At 69.3% G+C, this 13,551-nt stretch carries 12 protein-coding genes; 10 read left to right on the plus strand and 2 right to left on the minus strand.

Annotated features, from left to right (window positions below; translation table 11 throughout):
- From MQN93_RS34785 to MQN93_RS34830, 10 genes are read left to right on the plus strand one after another with little or no spacing between them, the layout of a single operon-like run.
- Complete coding sequence (locus MQN93_RS34785; protein WP_242712649.1) at positions 1 to 981, plus strand: ABC transporter permease; 981 nt, start codon at positions 1 to 3, stop codon at positions 979 to 981.
- Entirely contained in the window at positions 978 to 2,453 is a 1,476-nt protein-coding gene (purB, locus tag MQN93_RS34790) for an adenylosuccinate lyase (protein ID WP_242712650.1), read from the plus strand. Before MQN93_RS34785 ends, purB begins: the two co-directional genes overlap by 4 nt.
- The gene (locus MQN93_RS34795) at positions 2,450 to 3,403 is read left to right on the plus strand and encodes an NAD(P)-dependent oxidoreductase (protein ID WP_278191515.1); all 954 of its coding nucleotides are present in this window, start codon (positions 2,450 to 2,452) and stop codon (positions 3,401 to 3,403) included. Before purB ends, MQN93_RS34795 begins: the two co-directional genes overlap by 4 nt.
- A complete protein-coding gene (locus MQN93_RS34800; protein ID WP_242712651.1) occupies positions 3,400 to 4,440 on the plus strand; it encodes a zinc-dependent alcohol dehydrogenase in 1,041 nt (346 codons plus the stop codon). The genes MQN93_RS34795 and MQN93_RS34800 overlap by 4 nt, the downstream gene beginning before the upstream one ends.
- A gap of 44 nt (positions 4,441 to 4,484) precedes the next feature.
- Positions 4,485 to 5,882 (plus strand): amidohydrolase family protein, encoded by a 1,398-nt coding sequence (locus MQN93_RS34805; protein ID WP_242712652.1) that lies wholly within the window; start codon positions 4,485 to 4,487, stop codon positions 5,880 to 5,882.
- Positions 5,882 to 6,631, plus strand: coding sequence for an E3 binding domain-containing protein (locus tag MQN93_RS34810; protein ID WP_278191516.1), 750 nt, complete (start codon positions 5,882 to 5,884; stop codon positions 6,629 to 6,631). The genes MQN93_RS34805 and MQN93_RS34810 overlap by 1 nt, the downstream gene beginning before the upstream one ends.
- 55 nt (positions 6,632 to 6,686) lie before the next feature.
- On the plus strand, positions 6,687 to 8,048 hold the full coding sequence (locus tag MQN93_RS34815) for a M24 family metallopeptidase (RefSeq protein ID WP_242712654.1): 1,362 nt from the start codon (positions 6,687 to 6,689) through the stop codon (positions 8,046 to 8,048).
- Positions 8,045 to 9,106 carry a thiamine pyrophosphate-dependent dehydrogenase E1 component subunit alpha gene (locus tag MQN93_RS34820; RefSeq protein WP_016430067.1) on the plus strand — a complete coding sequence of 354 codons (1,062 nt, stop codon included), beginning with the start codon at positions 8,045 to 8,047 and terminating at the stop codon, positions 9,104 to 9,106. The genes MQN93_RS34815 and MQN93_RS34820 overlap by 4 nt, the downstream gene beginning before the upstream one ends.
- Entirely contained in the window at positions 9,094 to 10,071 is a 978-nt protein-coding gene (locus MQN93_RS34825; protein WP_242712655.1) for an alpha-ketoacid dehydrogenase subunit beta, read from the plus strand. The genes MQN93_RS34820 and MQN93_RS34825 overlap by 13 nt, the downstream gene beginning before the upstream one ends.
- Entirely contained in the window at positions 10,068 to 11,564 is a 1,497-nt protein-coding gene (locus MQN93_RS34830; RefSeq protein ID WP_242712656.1) for an aldehyde dehydrogenase, read from the plus strand. The genes MQN93_RS34825 and MQN93_RS34830 overlap by 4 nt, the downstream gene beginning before the upstream one ends.
- Positions 11,565 to 11,781: 217 nt before the next feature.
- Here the strand turns inward: MQN93_RS34830 and MQN93_RS34835 are convergent, their stop codons facing one another.
- Together MQN93_RS34835 and kce are read right to left on the minus strand one after the other, a co-directional pair.
- Positions 11,782 to 12,543: an SDR family NAD(P)-dependent oxidoreductase gene (locus MQN93_RS34835; RefSeq protein WP_242712657.1), complete on the minus strand. Its 762-nt coding sequence runs from the start codon at positions 12,541 to 12,543 to the stop codon at positions 11,782 to 11,784.
- Positions 12,544 to 12,584: 41 nt separating this feature from the next.
- The gene (gene kce, locus MQN93_RS34840) at positions 12,585 to 13,541 is read right to left on the minus strand and encodes a 3,5-dioxohexanoate:acetyl-CoA acetone transferase (RefSeq protein ID WP_242712658.1); all 957 of its coding nucleotides are present in this window, start codon (positions 13,539 to 13,541) and stop codon (positions 12,585 to 12,587) included.
- Positions 13,542 to 13,551 lie beyond the last annotated feature (10 nt).

Consider the following 13,551-nt stretch of genomic DNA (forward strand, 5'->3'; position numbering starts at 1 on the left):
ATGCGTCGAGTGCACCGTTGGTCCACCCGCCTGCAGGGCCGTCTGGCCTCGGGCCCGGCGCAGATCCTCGCGATCGTGGCCGTCTTCCTCATCGGTCGCAGCGCAGTGGTCGGCTACAGCGACTGGACGTCGATCCGTGCCATGGCCGTCCTGGCCGCGTTCCTGGGCATCGCCGCGATGGGACAGACGCTCGTCGTGCTGGTCGGAGGCATCGATCTGTCGGTACCGGCGCTGATCGGAGCCGGCAACGTGATGACGGCCAAACTCACCGGCCAGGGCATGGCCTCCCCGGTCGTGATCGTCCTCGTACTGGTGGCGGGCTTCGCGGTCGGCGCCCTGAACGGCTACGTCACCAGCCGGTGGAACGTCCCTGCCCTGGTCGTCACCCTGGCCACCGGCTCCGTCGTGGGCGGCATCGTGCTCCTGTGGACCGACGCCACGCTCACCGGCAGCGCTCCGTCATGGCTGACCCGCTTCACCTCGTCGTCGGCGACGACGGGGCCGCTGCCGCTGGCGCCCGTCGTGGTGGTCTGGCTCGTGCTGGCCGCGGCGGCGGAGTTCGTCCTGCGCCGCACCACGGCAGGGCGCAAGCTGTATGCCCAAGGGGTCAACCCCCGTGCCGCCCGGCTGATGCTGGTCGGTGGCCGCTCGGTGAACACCCTGGCCTTCGCCTGCTCCGGGACGCTGGCCGCGCTGGCGGGGACGCTCCTCACCGGTTTCACCGGCGCCGGACTGTTCGATGTGGGCGCACCGTATCTCTTCAGCGCCGTCGCCGCGGTCGTCATGGGCGGCAACAGCCTGCTCGGCGGGCGCGGCGACATGCTCCGGTGTGCGCTGGGCGCGGTGATCCTTACCGAACTGACGACCCTCCTCGTCGGCTTCTCCCTCAGTGCCGCCGCCCAGCAGGCCGTGCTCGGCGCGCTCATCGTGATCGTGGTGGCCTCCTACGGCCGTGACCAGCCCCTGGGGAGCCAGATATGAGCAGCAGCGAGCACCACCCCGCCGACACCCGCGTTCTCCCGGAAAGAGGATTGCTCCCCGTGCCCGACACCCCTGATCCCTCCCACCTGTTGGACTCACGGATCCTGCGTGACCTGTTCAGCTCCGAGGCGATGCGTGCCGTCTTCACGGATCGGGCGATGGTCCAGTCGTGGCTGGACGCAGAGGCCGCACTGGCCGGGGCGCAGAGCGACCTCGGCATCATTCCGGCCCACGCCGCCGCGCAGATCGCCGCGCGCGCCGACGCCGATCTCTTCGACCTCGACCTCATCGGCGCCCAGATCAAGGAAACGGCGCATCCGCTCGTACCGCTGCTCCGGGCGCTCGCGGCACAGGCGGGCCCGAAGGCCGGCGCGTACGTCCACTACGGCGCCACGACGCAGGACATCACCGACACGGGCTTGGTCCTGCAGGTGCGCGACGCCCTGAAACTGGTGCGGTCGAGGCTGTACGGGCTGATGGGCGTACTCGCCTCCCTGGCCGAGCGCCACCGGGATGTGCCCATGGTCGGCCGTACCCACGCCCAGCACGCGCTGCCCATCACACTCGGCTTCAAGTTCGCGGTCCTTCTCGCCGAGTGCGAACGGCACGCCGCGCGGCTCGACGATGTCACGCCGCGCGTGCTGGTGGGTGAGCTGGGAGGTGCGGTCGGTTCCATGGCCGCCTTCGGCGACCACGGGCCGGAGCTGCAGGACCGGATGATGGGGCGGCTGGGTCTGGGCAGCGCGGTCGTGCCCTGGCACACGGCGCGCGACGGACTGGTCGAAGTCGTCAGCGTCATCGCGATGATCGGTGCCACCTGCGGCAAGATCGCGAACGAGGTGCGGGTCCTGCAGCGCACGGAGGTCGCCGAGCTGGAGGAGCCGTTCATTCCCGGCAAGGTCGGCAGCAGCACGATGCCGCACAAGCGCAATCCGATGTTCTGTGAGTACGTCATCTCCAGCGCCCTCCTGTGCCGGCAGGCGCCGGCGAACATGCTCGCCGCCATGCATCAGGAGCACGAGCGGGACATGAGCCTGTGGGGCGTGGAATGGGCGGTCGTGCCGGAGACCTTCTGCCTGGTCGGCGGAGTGCTGGAACGCACGGTGTGGATCCTCGAAGGTCTCGTCGTCAACCCCGACGCCCTCCGCCGCAACCTGCACCAGCTCGGAGATCTCATGCTGTCCGAGCCCGCGATGATGCACATCGCCGCGGCGATCGGCAAGACCCAGGCGCACGACGTCGTCTACCGCGCGGCCATGTCCGCCTGGGAGTCACAGCGTCCTCTGCGCGACGTACTGATCGAGAGCACCGAGGTCGTGGAGTCCGGTGTGGACCGCGGGCGACTCGTCGAACTCCTGGTCCCGGAGGCCTACCTCGGCTCCTGCGGCGTCCTGGTCGACCGTGCCCTCTCGAGCGCCAGATCCCTCATGGAACGCAGCCGTCGGGCAGCCGTGGACGGGAGCGCCGCATGAACGGGCAAACCAGTCCCGGTGACGGACACGCACAAGGCATACCGGAGACTGATGATCGCCGGAGCATCGGCTTCGTCGGGCTGGGTGCCATGGGCGGGCGGATGGCGGCGCGCCTGCTCTCGGCGGGACACCCGGTATTCGGCTGGAACCGTACGCCGGAGCGCATGCGCCCCTTGATCGTCCGGGGTCTCACCCCGTGTGCGTCACCGCGCGAGGTCGCCGACCGTGCCGACACCGTCCTCACCATGGTGTGGGACTCCCAGGCGCTGCTTGCTGTCAGCGACCCCGCGGACGGCCTGCTCGCCGGGTTCACCCCACGCCACGTACTCGTCGATCTGAGCACGGTGGAACCGGCGGTCAGCAGCGAACTGGCAGAACGCGTACGCTCCCGTGGCGCCGACATGCTCGACTGCCCGGTCTCCGGGAGCCTCGACGCGGCGGAGGCAGGCACCCTCGTGCTGTTCGCAGGGGGTCCGCTGTCCGCTCTGCGGCGCGTGCGGCCCGTGCTCGACCGCCTCGGCCGAGCCGTGGTACACCTGGGAGAGGCCAACGGGGCCGGACTGACCATGAAACTCGCGGTCAACCTCCAGGTCGCGATCCAGTCGATCGCCTGGGGCGAGGCCATGGTCGTGGCCGAGCAGGCGGGAATCTCCCGCACCGATGCCACCGAGGCGATGCTCGCCAGCGTCATCGCCTCTCCGATGCTCCACTACCGCGCCCCGTTCCTGCTGGCCGAGCCCCCGGAGGTATGGGCAAGTGCCGAGCAACTGAGGAAGGACGTCCGCTACGCCCTGGAGGCCGCGGGACGGCCGCTGGGCGCCGGCACACTCGCGCAGCGGTTGCTCGACGAGATCTGCTCCGCCGGCGAGGGCGGCCGGGAGGCGGCGCAGCTGATGCGCCATGTCGCCGACGGACGGGGCACTGCCGATGCGACAGGAGTAGGGACATGAGAGCGGCTGTGTACCACGGGCCCCGCGATGTGCGCGTGACGTCGGTCCCGGAGCCGCGCGGACCCGGACGGGGCGAGGTGATGCTGCGCGTCGCGCTCTGCGGACTGTGCGGCACCGACGGCCATGAGTACGCGCATGGTCCGTCCATGATTCCGCTCGAGCGACGCCACCCCGCGTCCGGGCATCAAGGGCCGATGATTCCGGGTCACGAGTTCACCGGAGTGATCGAGCAGTGCGGTCAGGACGTGACAGGACTGCCGGAGGGGACACGCGTGGTCGCCGGCGCGGGTCACTGGTGCGGCTCCTGCCCGCCCTGCCGGGCAGGGCGGACGAACCTGTGCCGGAACTACTACACCTACGGGCTCAACACCCACGGCGGGCTCGCGGAGTACGTCACGGTGCCCGCCGCGATGTGCACCGCGGTCCCGGACTCCTGCCCGGACGACAGCGCCGTCCTGGCCCAGCCGATGGCCATCGCCCTGCATGCGCTCAACCGCTCCGGCGCGGCACCCGGCGAACCCGTGGTGATCATCGGAGCCGGCGGGATCGGCAGCCTGCTGGTGGCCGCCGCTGCCTCTCGCGACATGCCCACGCACGTGCTCGACCTCAGCCCCGAGCGACTGCGCACGGCCCTGGCCCTCGGCGCGGCCACGGCCCGCACGGCCGACAGCGAAGGTCTCGGGGCCGTGGCCGAGGCGAGGGTTCCGACCGTCGTGGAGGCCTCCGGCACCGCATCCGGGTTGCGCAGCGCGTTGGCGCTCACCCCGCCGGGCGGCCGGACGGTGATGCTCGGTCTGCCGAGCGCCCCCGCCGAGATCGACGTCCGGCGGGCGGTGATATCCGAGATCGACCTCGTCTCCAGCAGTGCCCATGTGTGCGCAACGGATCTTCCCGAAGCCGTGCAGGCACTGACCCGGCGGCGCATTTCCCCGCTCGTGGTGGACCGGACGGTGGCGCTCGAGGACGTCGTCGCGATGGCTCTGGAACCGCTCGTGGAGCGGCAACTGCCCGGCAAGGCGGTGATCAGCCTGCGCTGACCCTGCATGAACTCGTTCCACCGGCTTCACAAAGGAGTGAACACATGAGAAGCCAGCGTTTGCTGCTGAGGCAGGGGACGGTGATCACGATGGACGACGACCTGGGTGACTTCGCCGCCGCCGATGTGCTCGTGGACGACGGTCTCATCGTGGCCGTCGCACCCGATCTGGGCCCGGTCGAGGCCGAGAGCATCGACGCCCACGGCATGATCGTGCTGCCCGGGTTCGTCGACACACACCGGCACACCTGGCAGGCGGCGCTGAGGGGACTCGCCGCCGACTGGACGCTCGGTCAGTACATGACCGGACTGCATCTGGGCCTCAGTGCCCTGTTCCGCCCGGAGGACACCTACGCCGGGAACCTGCTGGGCGCTGTCGAGGCCCTCGACAGCGGCATCACGACGATGCTCGACTGGTCCCACAACGTCAACACGCCCGAGCACAGTGACGCGGCCGTCCAGGGCCTGCTGGAGTCCGGCATCCGGGCCGTGTTCGCGCACGGCGGCGGTGCCGACATGTATCAGGTGCCGAGCACCGTGCCGCACGACGAGGACGTACGCAGGGTCCGGGACCGCTACTTCCCCTCCGACGATCAGCTGTGCACGATGGCGATGGCGCTGCGCGGCCCCCAGTTCGCCACCCTCGACGTCACCGCGTCGGATCTGCGCCTGGCCAGAGAGCTCGGCCTGCCGGTGACGCTGCACGTCGGCGACGGCGAGTGGGGCCGCAGCCGGCCCGTGACCCGCATGAAGGAGCGCGGCCTGCTGGGGCCGGACATCACCTACGTGCACTGCAACACGCTCGCCGACGAGGAACTGCGGGACATCGCGGACTCGGGCGGCAGTGTGTCGATCTCCCCGGACATCGAGATGCAGATGGGCCACGGCTGGCCGGCCACCGGACGCCTCATGCGTGTCGGCATCCGGCCCAGCCTCTCGATCGACACATGTGTGTCCAACAGCGGCCACATGTTCGGCACGATGCAGCTCTGTCTGGCCACGCAGCGGGCCATCGACAACGAGGAGCCCGGAGCCAGCGACCGGGCCTCCGTCACGCTCGGCTCACGCGACGTGCTGTCCTTCGCCACCCGTGACGGCGCCCGTGCCTGCGGCCTCGATGACAAGGTGGGCAGTCTGACGCCGGGCAAGCAGGCCGACATCGTCCTCCTGCGTGCCGACACGCCGTCCCTCGCTCCGCTGAACAATCCGGTCGGACAGGTGGTCTACTCGGCCCACCCCGGTCTGGTCGACACGGTTCTGGTGGCCGGTCGCGTGGTGAAGTCGGGCGGGAAACTGCACGGCGACCTCGCGGAACGGGCCGTACGACTGGGCGAGGCGAGCCGCGACAGCCTCTTCTCCCGTACGCGGGACACCAAGAACCTCACCGATGCCCGGATCGGCGGCACGTGGCAGCCGGCGCCTCTCGTCACCACCGAGCTGTGATGGCCACGCCCACGCCGAGGCGCTCGGCTCCCCCGACGCGGACCCTTCTCTCCCCACGGGTGCGCAGGCTGGCACGTGATCACGGTGTCGACCTCACCCACGTGGCGGCCACCGGCCCAGGAGGCCGGCTCACGGCAGCCGACGTCACCGCACATCTGGCGCAGCAGGCTCCGTCGCCGGATCCCGTGCCCGGGGCGGCATCCGCACTGGCCATGACCGAGGTCGACCTGCACCGTGTGACCTCGGAGGCCCCGGGACCCGACGCGACGGCCGGCACCGGCATCACCGCACATCTGTGCATCGCGGTGGCCGCCGCGCTGCGCACCCACCCGCTGCCCGGCATCGCCGCCACGGACGGCCTGGTCGTACAGACACAGCAGCCCGACGGGCGCGTACGAGCCGTGCTCCTGCAGGACCTCGACGCGCACAGTGCCGAGTCCGTCGCCGACATGCTGGCCCGGCCCACGGCGAGCGGCGGCCGGAGCGTCTTCACTCTCCGGTGCACACCGTCGGACGCTGTGCTCACCGTCCGCGACCTCGTACCGGGGCAGAGCGCAGCCCTGTCGGTGGGACCCGTCGTCCGCAAGGTGGTCGTGGTGGGCGGCCCGCAGGCGGAGGGAATGGGCGTGCATCCCGTCGCCACGCTCGCGCTGAGAGTGCGCCTGGAAGGCACCGGCGTCGAGGCTGCCGCCGCGTTCCTCGGCGCGGTGAGGTCGGCCCTGGAACAACCGTCGGCACAAGAAGCATGAGCCCCGCCCACGAACGGCAGCAGGCCGGTCGTGAGCATCGGAAAGGACATACGTCATGGGAATCGCCACCTACGGCACGACGAACGTCGACTGGGAGGCGCGCATCGACATCGACCGGTTGCGCCGCGAACGCCTGGCCCGGCTGCGTGAACAACTGGAGGCGTCGAGTTTCGGAGCCCTGCTGGCCTTCGACTTCGCCAACATCCGCTACATGACCTCCACCCACATCGGGACGTGGGGTTCCGACAAGCTCGTGCGGTTCGCGCTGCTGGTACGCGGAGCCGAGCCCGTCATCTGGGACTTCGGTTCCGCGGCCCGCCACCACCAGCTGTACAACCCCTGGCTCTCCGACGAGGAGACCGATCCGGTGACCGGTGTGCGCACCCCCGTGCCCGGCACCTCCCGTTCGTTCGCCGGCATCTCCACGCTGCGCGGCGCCGTCCACCCGGACGCAGATCGCGCGGGCAGTGTCGCCGCCCGGGTCCTGGAGGAACTGCGCAAGCACGGACTCGAACGCGAGCCGGTCGGTGTCGACTTCGTCGAGATGCCGGTGCACCGGGCCCTCACCGCGGCCGGGCTGGACATCTGTGACGGACAGCAGCTGTTCCTGGAGGCCCGCCGGGTTAAGACCCGCGACGAGATCTCGCTGCTCACCCACGCCTGCGCCCTCGCGGACATGGCCTACGAGGAGCTGTACGCCTTCCTGCGCCCCGGCATCAAGGAGAACGAGACGGTCGGCCTGGTCAGCAAGATCCTCTACGACAACGGCTCCGAGTTCGTGGAAGGCATCAACGCCATCTCCGGCGAACGGTGCAATCCCCACCCGCACCTCTACTCGGACCGGATGGTCCGGCCGGGCGATCCCGCCTTCTTCGACATCGTGCACAGCTACATGGGCTACCGGACCTGCTACTACCGCACGTTCGCGGTGGGCAGCGCCTCCCCCGCGATGAACGACGCGTACAAAATCGCCCGGGAGATCATGGACGAGTCGCTCGCCGCGGTGAAGCCGGGAGCGACCACGGCCGACATCGTCTCCCTGTGGCCGCGTGCGCAGGACTTCGGCTTCGCCGACGAGGAGGCCGCGTTCGCGCTGCAGTACGGGCACGGCGTGGGTCTGTCGGTGTGGGAGAAGCCCATCTTCAGCCGCCTCACCTCCCTGGATCACCCCGAGGAGCTCAAGGAGGGCATGGTCTTCGCCCTGGAGACGTACTGGCCCGCCAAGGACGGCTGGTCGGCCGCCCGCATCGAGGAGGAGCTGGTGGTCACCGCCGACGGCTGCGAGGTGATCACCCGCTTCCCCGCCGAGGAACTGCTCGTGGCGGGGCAGCGCTACTTCGCGGCCTCCGGCCCGCTGCCGGCCGTGCGTGAATCGCAGTCCCATCTCAACAACCCGAAGACTCGGAACCAGTCATGACCCTTCCGCTGGCGTCCCATGACTACGGGGCGCATCCCACCGTCCTGCCGCCGTCGGTGACCGCACGGGACCGGTTGCAGGTGCCGCAGGAGACCCGGATCGACCTCTACCGGCGGCTGCAGGAACTGCGCCAGTTCGAGAAGCGTGCCTACGACCTCTTCCTGCAGCAGCTGGTGAAGGGCACCAGTCATCTGTCCCTGGGCATGGAGGCGATCGCGGCCGGCTTCGGCGCCGCCATGCGCAAGGACGACTACACCTTCGCCACCTACCGGGGCCATGCCCACACTCTCTCCCGCGGGGTGCCGATGGCGCCCGTCCTGGCGGAACTCCTCGGCCGGGCCAACGGCCTGATGGGGGGCAAGGGCGGCTCCATGCACCTCACCAGCGTCGAGCACGGGGTCATGGGCAGCTACGCCATCATCGGGGCGCACCTGTGTGTGGCCAACGGGGCGGCCTGGTCGGCGAAGCTGCGCGGCTCCGGCCAGGTGGCCGTCTGCTTCTTCGGGGACGGCACCACCAACATCGGAGCCTTCCACGAAGCCCTGAACTTCGCCGCCGCCTTCCGGCTGCCGACCGTTTTCGTCTGCGAGAACAACCTCTACATGGAGTACACGCCGATTCGCGACGTCACAGCGGTGGAGCGCCCGGCAGCGGACCGCGCGGCCGCCTACGGCCTTGAACCCCTGCACGTCGACGGCAACGACGCGGACGTCATGTACACCACGGCAGCCACGGCACTGGCCCGAGCACGTGAAGGAGCGGGGCCCGTGCTCGTGGAAGCGGTGACCTACCGGCACGGCGGCCATTCGCGAGCCGATCCCGGCAAGTACCGCCCTGCCGAGGAGGTCGCCGCCTGGCAGGCGTACGACCCTGTGCACCTGTACCGCGACCGGCTCACCCGGCTGGGTGTGGCCGAGGAGGACCTCGCCCGCATCGAGGCCGAGGTCGGCCGCCGGGTCGATGAGGCCACTGCGGAGGCGAAGAGCGGGCCGTTGCCCGACACCGCCGAAGCGTTCACCGACGTCTGGGCCGATGGAGGTTCGTCATGGCGGAACTGACCTACCGACAGGCCGTCGCCCGCGGTCTGAGCCAGGAGATGGACCGCGACGAACGAGTCCTGCTCCTCGGCGAGGACGTAGCGGGCGCGGGGGGTGTGTTCAAGACGACGGCCGGACTGCTCGACCGGTTCGGACCGGAGAGGGTCCTGGACACGCCCATTGCCGAACAGGCCATCCTGGGCGCGGCCATGGGTGCCGCCATGACCGGCATGCGTCCCGTCGCCGAGATCATGTTCGCCGACTTCTTCGCGGTGTGCTGGGACATCGTCGTCAACGAGATCGCGAAGATGCGCTACATGACCAATGGCCAGCTGTCGATGCCGTTGGTGATCAAGTCGGGTGGCGGTGGCAGCCTGCGGCTCGGAGCGCAGCACTCGCAGTCGATCGAGAACTGGGCGATGGCCGTACCCGGGCTGAAGGTGGTCACGCCGTCGACCCCCCGCGATGTCGTCGGGCTCATGGCTGCCGCCGTACGCTGCGACGATCCGGTGCTGTTCTTCGAGCACAAGGGGCTGTATGCGGCGAAGGGCGCGGTGCCCGACGGCGAGATCGTCGACGAGCTCGGACGCGCCGTGGTCCGCCGTCCCGGCCGTGACGCCACGGTGGCCGCACTGGGCCTGATGGTCCCGAGAGCACTGGAGGCGGCCGGGCTGCTGGCCACCGAGGGCATCGACGTCGAGGTGATCGACGTCCGCTCGCTCGTGCCCTTGGACACCCGGACACTGCTGTCGTCCGTGTCGCGCACAGGCCGGCTGTTCACCGTCGAGGAGAACCCCCGACTGCTGGGCTGGGGCGCGGAGTTGGTGTCGCTCGCCGCGGACGAGTGCTTCTGGGACCTCGAGACGCCGTGCCGCCGGATCACCACCCCGCACATTCCCCTGCCCTCCGCCGACAACCTGGAGGATGCCGTCCTGCCGTCCGTGGCCCGCATCGTCGAGGAAGTGCGCAAAGGAGTCCACACGTGAACACGTTCCCCACCTCCGCCGACGGCCTGACGTCCTTTCAGATGTGGATCGGGGGCCGCTGGTGCGAAGCGGCGTCCGAGGCGCGCTTCGAGAGCATTGATCCGTTCACGGGCCGGCCCTGGGCCAGTGTCCCCGACGCCGCCGCCGAGGACGTGCATGCGGCGGTGTGCGCCGCCGAGGACGCCCAGCGCGGGGCCTGGGGCGCCACGAACGGCTTCGCCCGCGCCCGGCTCATGCACCGGCTGGCCGACCTGCTGGAACGCGACGCGGCCGGACTGGCCGCCGTGGAAACCAAGGACAACGGCAAACTCCTGCGCGAGATGCAGGGGCAGCTGGAGTATCTGCCGGCCTGGCTGCGCTATTTCGCGGGTGTGGCCGACAAGCTCCAGGGAGAGGTCATCCCCTCGGACCGCCCCAACTTCATGGTGTACACACGCCATGAACCGGTGGGTGTCGTCGGTGCCATCGTGCCGTGGAACTCCCCGCTGATGCTGCTGATGTGGAAGCTCGCTCCGCTGCTTGCCGCGGGGTGCACGCTGGTGGTGAAACCGTCGGAGCACACGCCTGTCTCCGCGCTCGCGTTCGCGCGCCTGGTGGACGAGGCAGGCTTTCCTCCCGGCGTGTTCAATGTCGTGACCGGTCAGAGCGCCGATGTGGGACGCGCGTTGGTGGAGCATCCCGGTGTACGTCACGTCGCCTTCACCGGATCGCCGGGCGTAGGCGTGAAGGTGGCGCAGAGCGCGGCGGCCCACTTCGCCCGGACCACGCTGGAACTGGGCGGGAAGTCGGCGCAGTTGGTGTTCCCGGACGCCGGCCTCGAAGCGGCGGCGAACGGTGTGATCGCGGGCATCTTCGCGGCCACCGGGCAGACCTGCGTGGCAGGCTCCCGCCTGGTGGTGCACAGGGATGTCCACGACGCCCTGCTGCAACGGGTACGCGAGCGCACGGAACGCATCGTCCTGGGCGACCCCAGTGCCGCGGAAACGGAAATGGGCCCCCTGTCGAACGCCGCTCAGTTCAAGACCGTCAGCGGCTTCGTCGAGCGCGCCGTCACGGACGGTGCGCGCGTTGTGACCGGTGGTTGTTCCGCCCCGGATCTGGGCGAACTGTTCTACCGCCCCACGATCCTCACCGACGTCCGCCCGGAAATGGAGGTGGCCCGGGAGGAGATTTTCGGCCCGGTACTGTCCGTACTGACCTTCGACACCGAGGAGGAGGCGGTGGAGCTCGCCAACTCCACGGAGTACGGGCTGGGTGCGGGTGTGTGGACGGCTGACGTCCGCAGGGCGCACCGAGTGGCCCACGAACTGCGGGCCGGCAATGTGTGGGTCAACGCCTATCGCGTGGTCGCCCCGAACGTACCCTTCGGAGGCACCGGCGCCAGCGGGTGGGGGCGGGAGAGCGGCATCGACGCGGTACGCGAGTACACCGTGACGAAGGCGGTATGGATCGAATTGTCCGGCGCCACCCGCGATCCATTCACCCTGGGTTGACCTTCGTCAGATCCACGTGATCGCACCAATCATGATGTCGTCGATCAGCCGGTTCGCCATCCGGGGCTCTTTGGGTCGGATCACCTCAACCACCTCGCGGCGACCGGCTTTTCGCAAGCCGTTGTACGACCGGGCCGGCCAAGCTACCTGGCTCAATGCAACTGCCCTCCAGATGGGCACCCCATTCCGTGCGAGCGAACCGCCGTCACATGGCTGATCAGGCAGTGAATCCCCCGTCGACCGGCAGCACCGTTCCGCTGATGTGGCTCGCCCGGTCGCTCAGTAGAAATGCAGCCGTCGCCCCGACCTCGGCTCCCGTGCCGGCCTTGCGCAAGGGTGTCGCGGCGATTCGTGCCTCGACGCCTCCGGGGATTGCCTGCCGCAGTTGTGTCAGCATCGGGGACTCGGTGGGCCCGGGGGCTATCACGTTCACGCGGATGCCGAGTGGGCCGAAGTCGTGAGCTGCGGTCCGGGTCAGGCCGATGACGGCGTGCTTGGTGGCCTGGTAGGCGCCCATGCCGCTGCTGCCGCGTAGTCCTCCGATGCTGCTCATGTTGACGATCGCGCCGGATCCCTGCTGTTCCATGACCCGTACCTCCTCACGGATGCACAGCCACGTGCCCTTGACGTTAACGGTCATGATCCGGTCGAAGTCGTCCTCCTCCACCGCGTCGAGCCGTCCGCTCTGGGTCATCGCCGCGTTGTTGAACGCCCCGTCGAGGCGCCCGAAGTGCGCGACGGTGGCATCGACGAAGGCAGCGACGCTTGCTGCGTCGGAGACGTCGCCGGTGCGGTACTCCACGTCGTACCCCGAGGCTCCGAGTTCCTTGGCCAGTGCGGCGAGGGGTTCCTCGGTGCGTGCGACCAGCATCAGTGCGGCGCCTTCCGCAGCCAGCACGCGGGCGGTGTCGGCGCCGATCCCCGTACTCGCTCCCACGATGAGAATGACCTTTCCGCTGAGCAGCGGCTGGGTTTTCATGTCTTGCGGCATATCGTTCTGTGTCCTTTGTCCGTCTGCGTTCAGCGGGCGGGTGCCCTGACGGTGGTGCTGTCGCCGGCCTTTGCGGGGCCGCGGAGGGCGAGCATCTGGCGGGCGTCGTTCGGTGCGGCGATCTCCCGGCCCTGGTCCTCGACGATGCGTCGGATCTTTTCGACCTGCTGGGCGTTGCTCTGTGCGAGCCGGCCCTTGCCGAGCCACAGACTGTCCTCGAGGCCCACGCGTACATGGCCGCCGAGCCAGGCGGCGTGGGTGCCGAATTCCATCTGGTTACGACCGGCGGCGAACGCGGAGAAGGAATAGTCGTCGCCGAAGAGCCTGTCCGCGACGCGCACCATGTGCTCGAGATTGTCGTGGTCGGCGCCGATGCCGCCGAGGACGCCGAAGACTCCTTGGATCAGCAGGGGTGGTTTGGCCAGACCCGCCTGGACGAAGTGGGCGAGTGAGTAGAGGTGCCCGATGTCGTAGCACTCGTACTCGAATCGAGTGCCAAAAGCGCCGAGTGTTCTCAGGGTGTGTTCGATGGATTCGAAGGTGTTGATGAACGGCTGGGAGTAGGTGTTGAGGACGTAGGGCTTCTCCCAGGTGTGCGTCCACGCGGTCACCTTGTCGGCGATTCCCGCGTACACGAAGTTCATCGAGCCCATGTTCAGCGATGCGAGCTCGGGTTGGAGGCGGACGGGCGCGGCGAGCCGCTGCTCCATGGTCATCGCCGATGATCCACCGGTGGTGATGTTGATGACGGCGTCGGTGTACGGGGTGATGCGCTCAAGGATCTCTTCGAAGACGTCGGGATCTGCGGTGGGCCGGCCGTCCGGCTGGCGTGCGTGCAGGTGCACGATGGCCGATCCGGCGTCGATCGCTTCGAGCGCGGATTCGGCGACCTGCTGGGCGGAGAGGGGGATGTGGGGGCTCTGGGACGGCACGTTGACCGAGCCCGTCACCGCGGTCGTGATGATGACCTTGTCGGCCTTGCGCATCAGTGGCTCC

The organism is Streptomyces spinosisporus (genome assembly GCF_022698145.1).
Lineage (GTDB): Bacteria > Actinomycetota > Actinomycetes > Streptomycetales > Streptomycetaceae > Streptomyces > Streptomyces spinosisporus.

What these genes read in the sequence shown, in the direction of transcription:
- kce (WP_242712658.1), bottom strand. Translation starts at nt 13,541, where the DNA reads ATGCGCAAGGCCGACAAGGTCATCATCACGACCGCGGTGACGGGCTCG.
- MQN93_RS34825 (WP_242712655.1), top strand. Translation starts at nt 9,094, where the DNA reads ATGGCGGAACTGACCTACCGACAGGCCGTCGCCCGCGGTCTGAGCCAG.
- MQN93_RS34785 (WP_242712649.1), top strand. Translation starts at nt 1, where the DNA reads ATGCGTCGAGTGCACCGTTGGTCCACCCGCCTGCAGGGCCGTCTGGCC.
- MQN93_RS34820 (WP_016430067.1), top strand. Translation starts at nt 8,045, where the DNA reads ATGACCCTTCCGCTGGCGTCCCATGACTACGGGGCGCATCCCACCGTC.
- MQN93_RS34815 (WP_242712654.1), top strand. Translation starts at nt 6,687, where the DNA reads ATGGGAATCGCCACCTACGGCACGACGAACGTCGACTGGGAGGCGCGC.
- MQN93_RS34805 (WP_242712652.1), top strand. Translation starts at nt 4,485, where the DNA reads ATGAGAAGCCAGCGTTTGCTGCTGAGGCAGGGGACGGTGATCACGATG.
- purB (WP_242712650.1), top strand. Translation starts at nt 978, where the DNA reads ATGAGCAGCAGCGAGCACCACCCCGCCGACACCCGCGTTCTCCCGGAA.
- MQN93_RS34810 (WP_278191516.1), top strand. Translation starts at nt 5,882, where the DNA reads ATGGCCACGCCCACGCCGAGGCGCTCGGCTCCCCCGACGCGGACCCTT.
- MQN93_RS34835 (WP_242712657.1), bottom strand. Translation starts at nt 12,543, where the DNA reads ATGAAAACCCAGCCGCTGCTCAGCGGAAAGGTCATTCTCATCGTGGGA.
- MQN93_RS34795 (WP_278191515.1), top strand. Translation starts at nt 2,450, where the DNA reads ATGAACGGGCAAACCAGTCCCGGTGACGGACACGCACAAGGCATACCG.
- MQN93_RS34800 (WP_242712651.1), top strand. Translation starts at nt 3,400, where the DNA reads ATGAGAGCGGCTGTGTACCACGGGCCCCGCGATGTGCGCGTGACGTCG.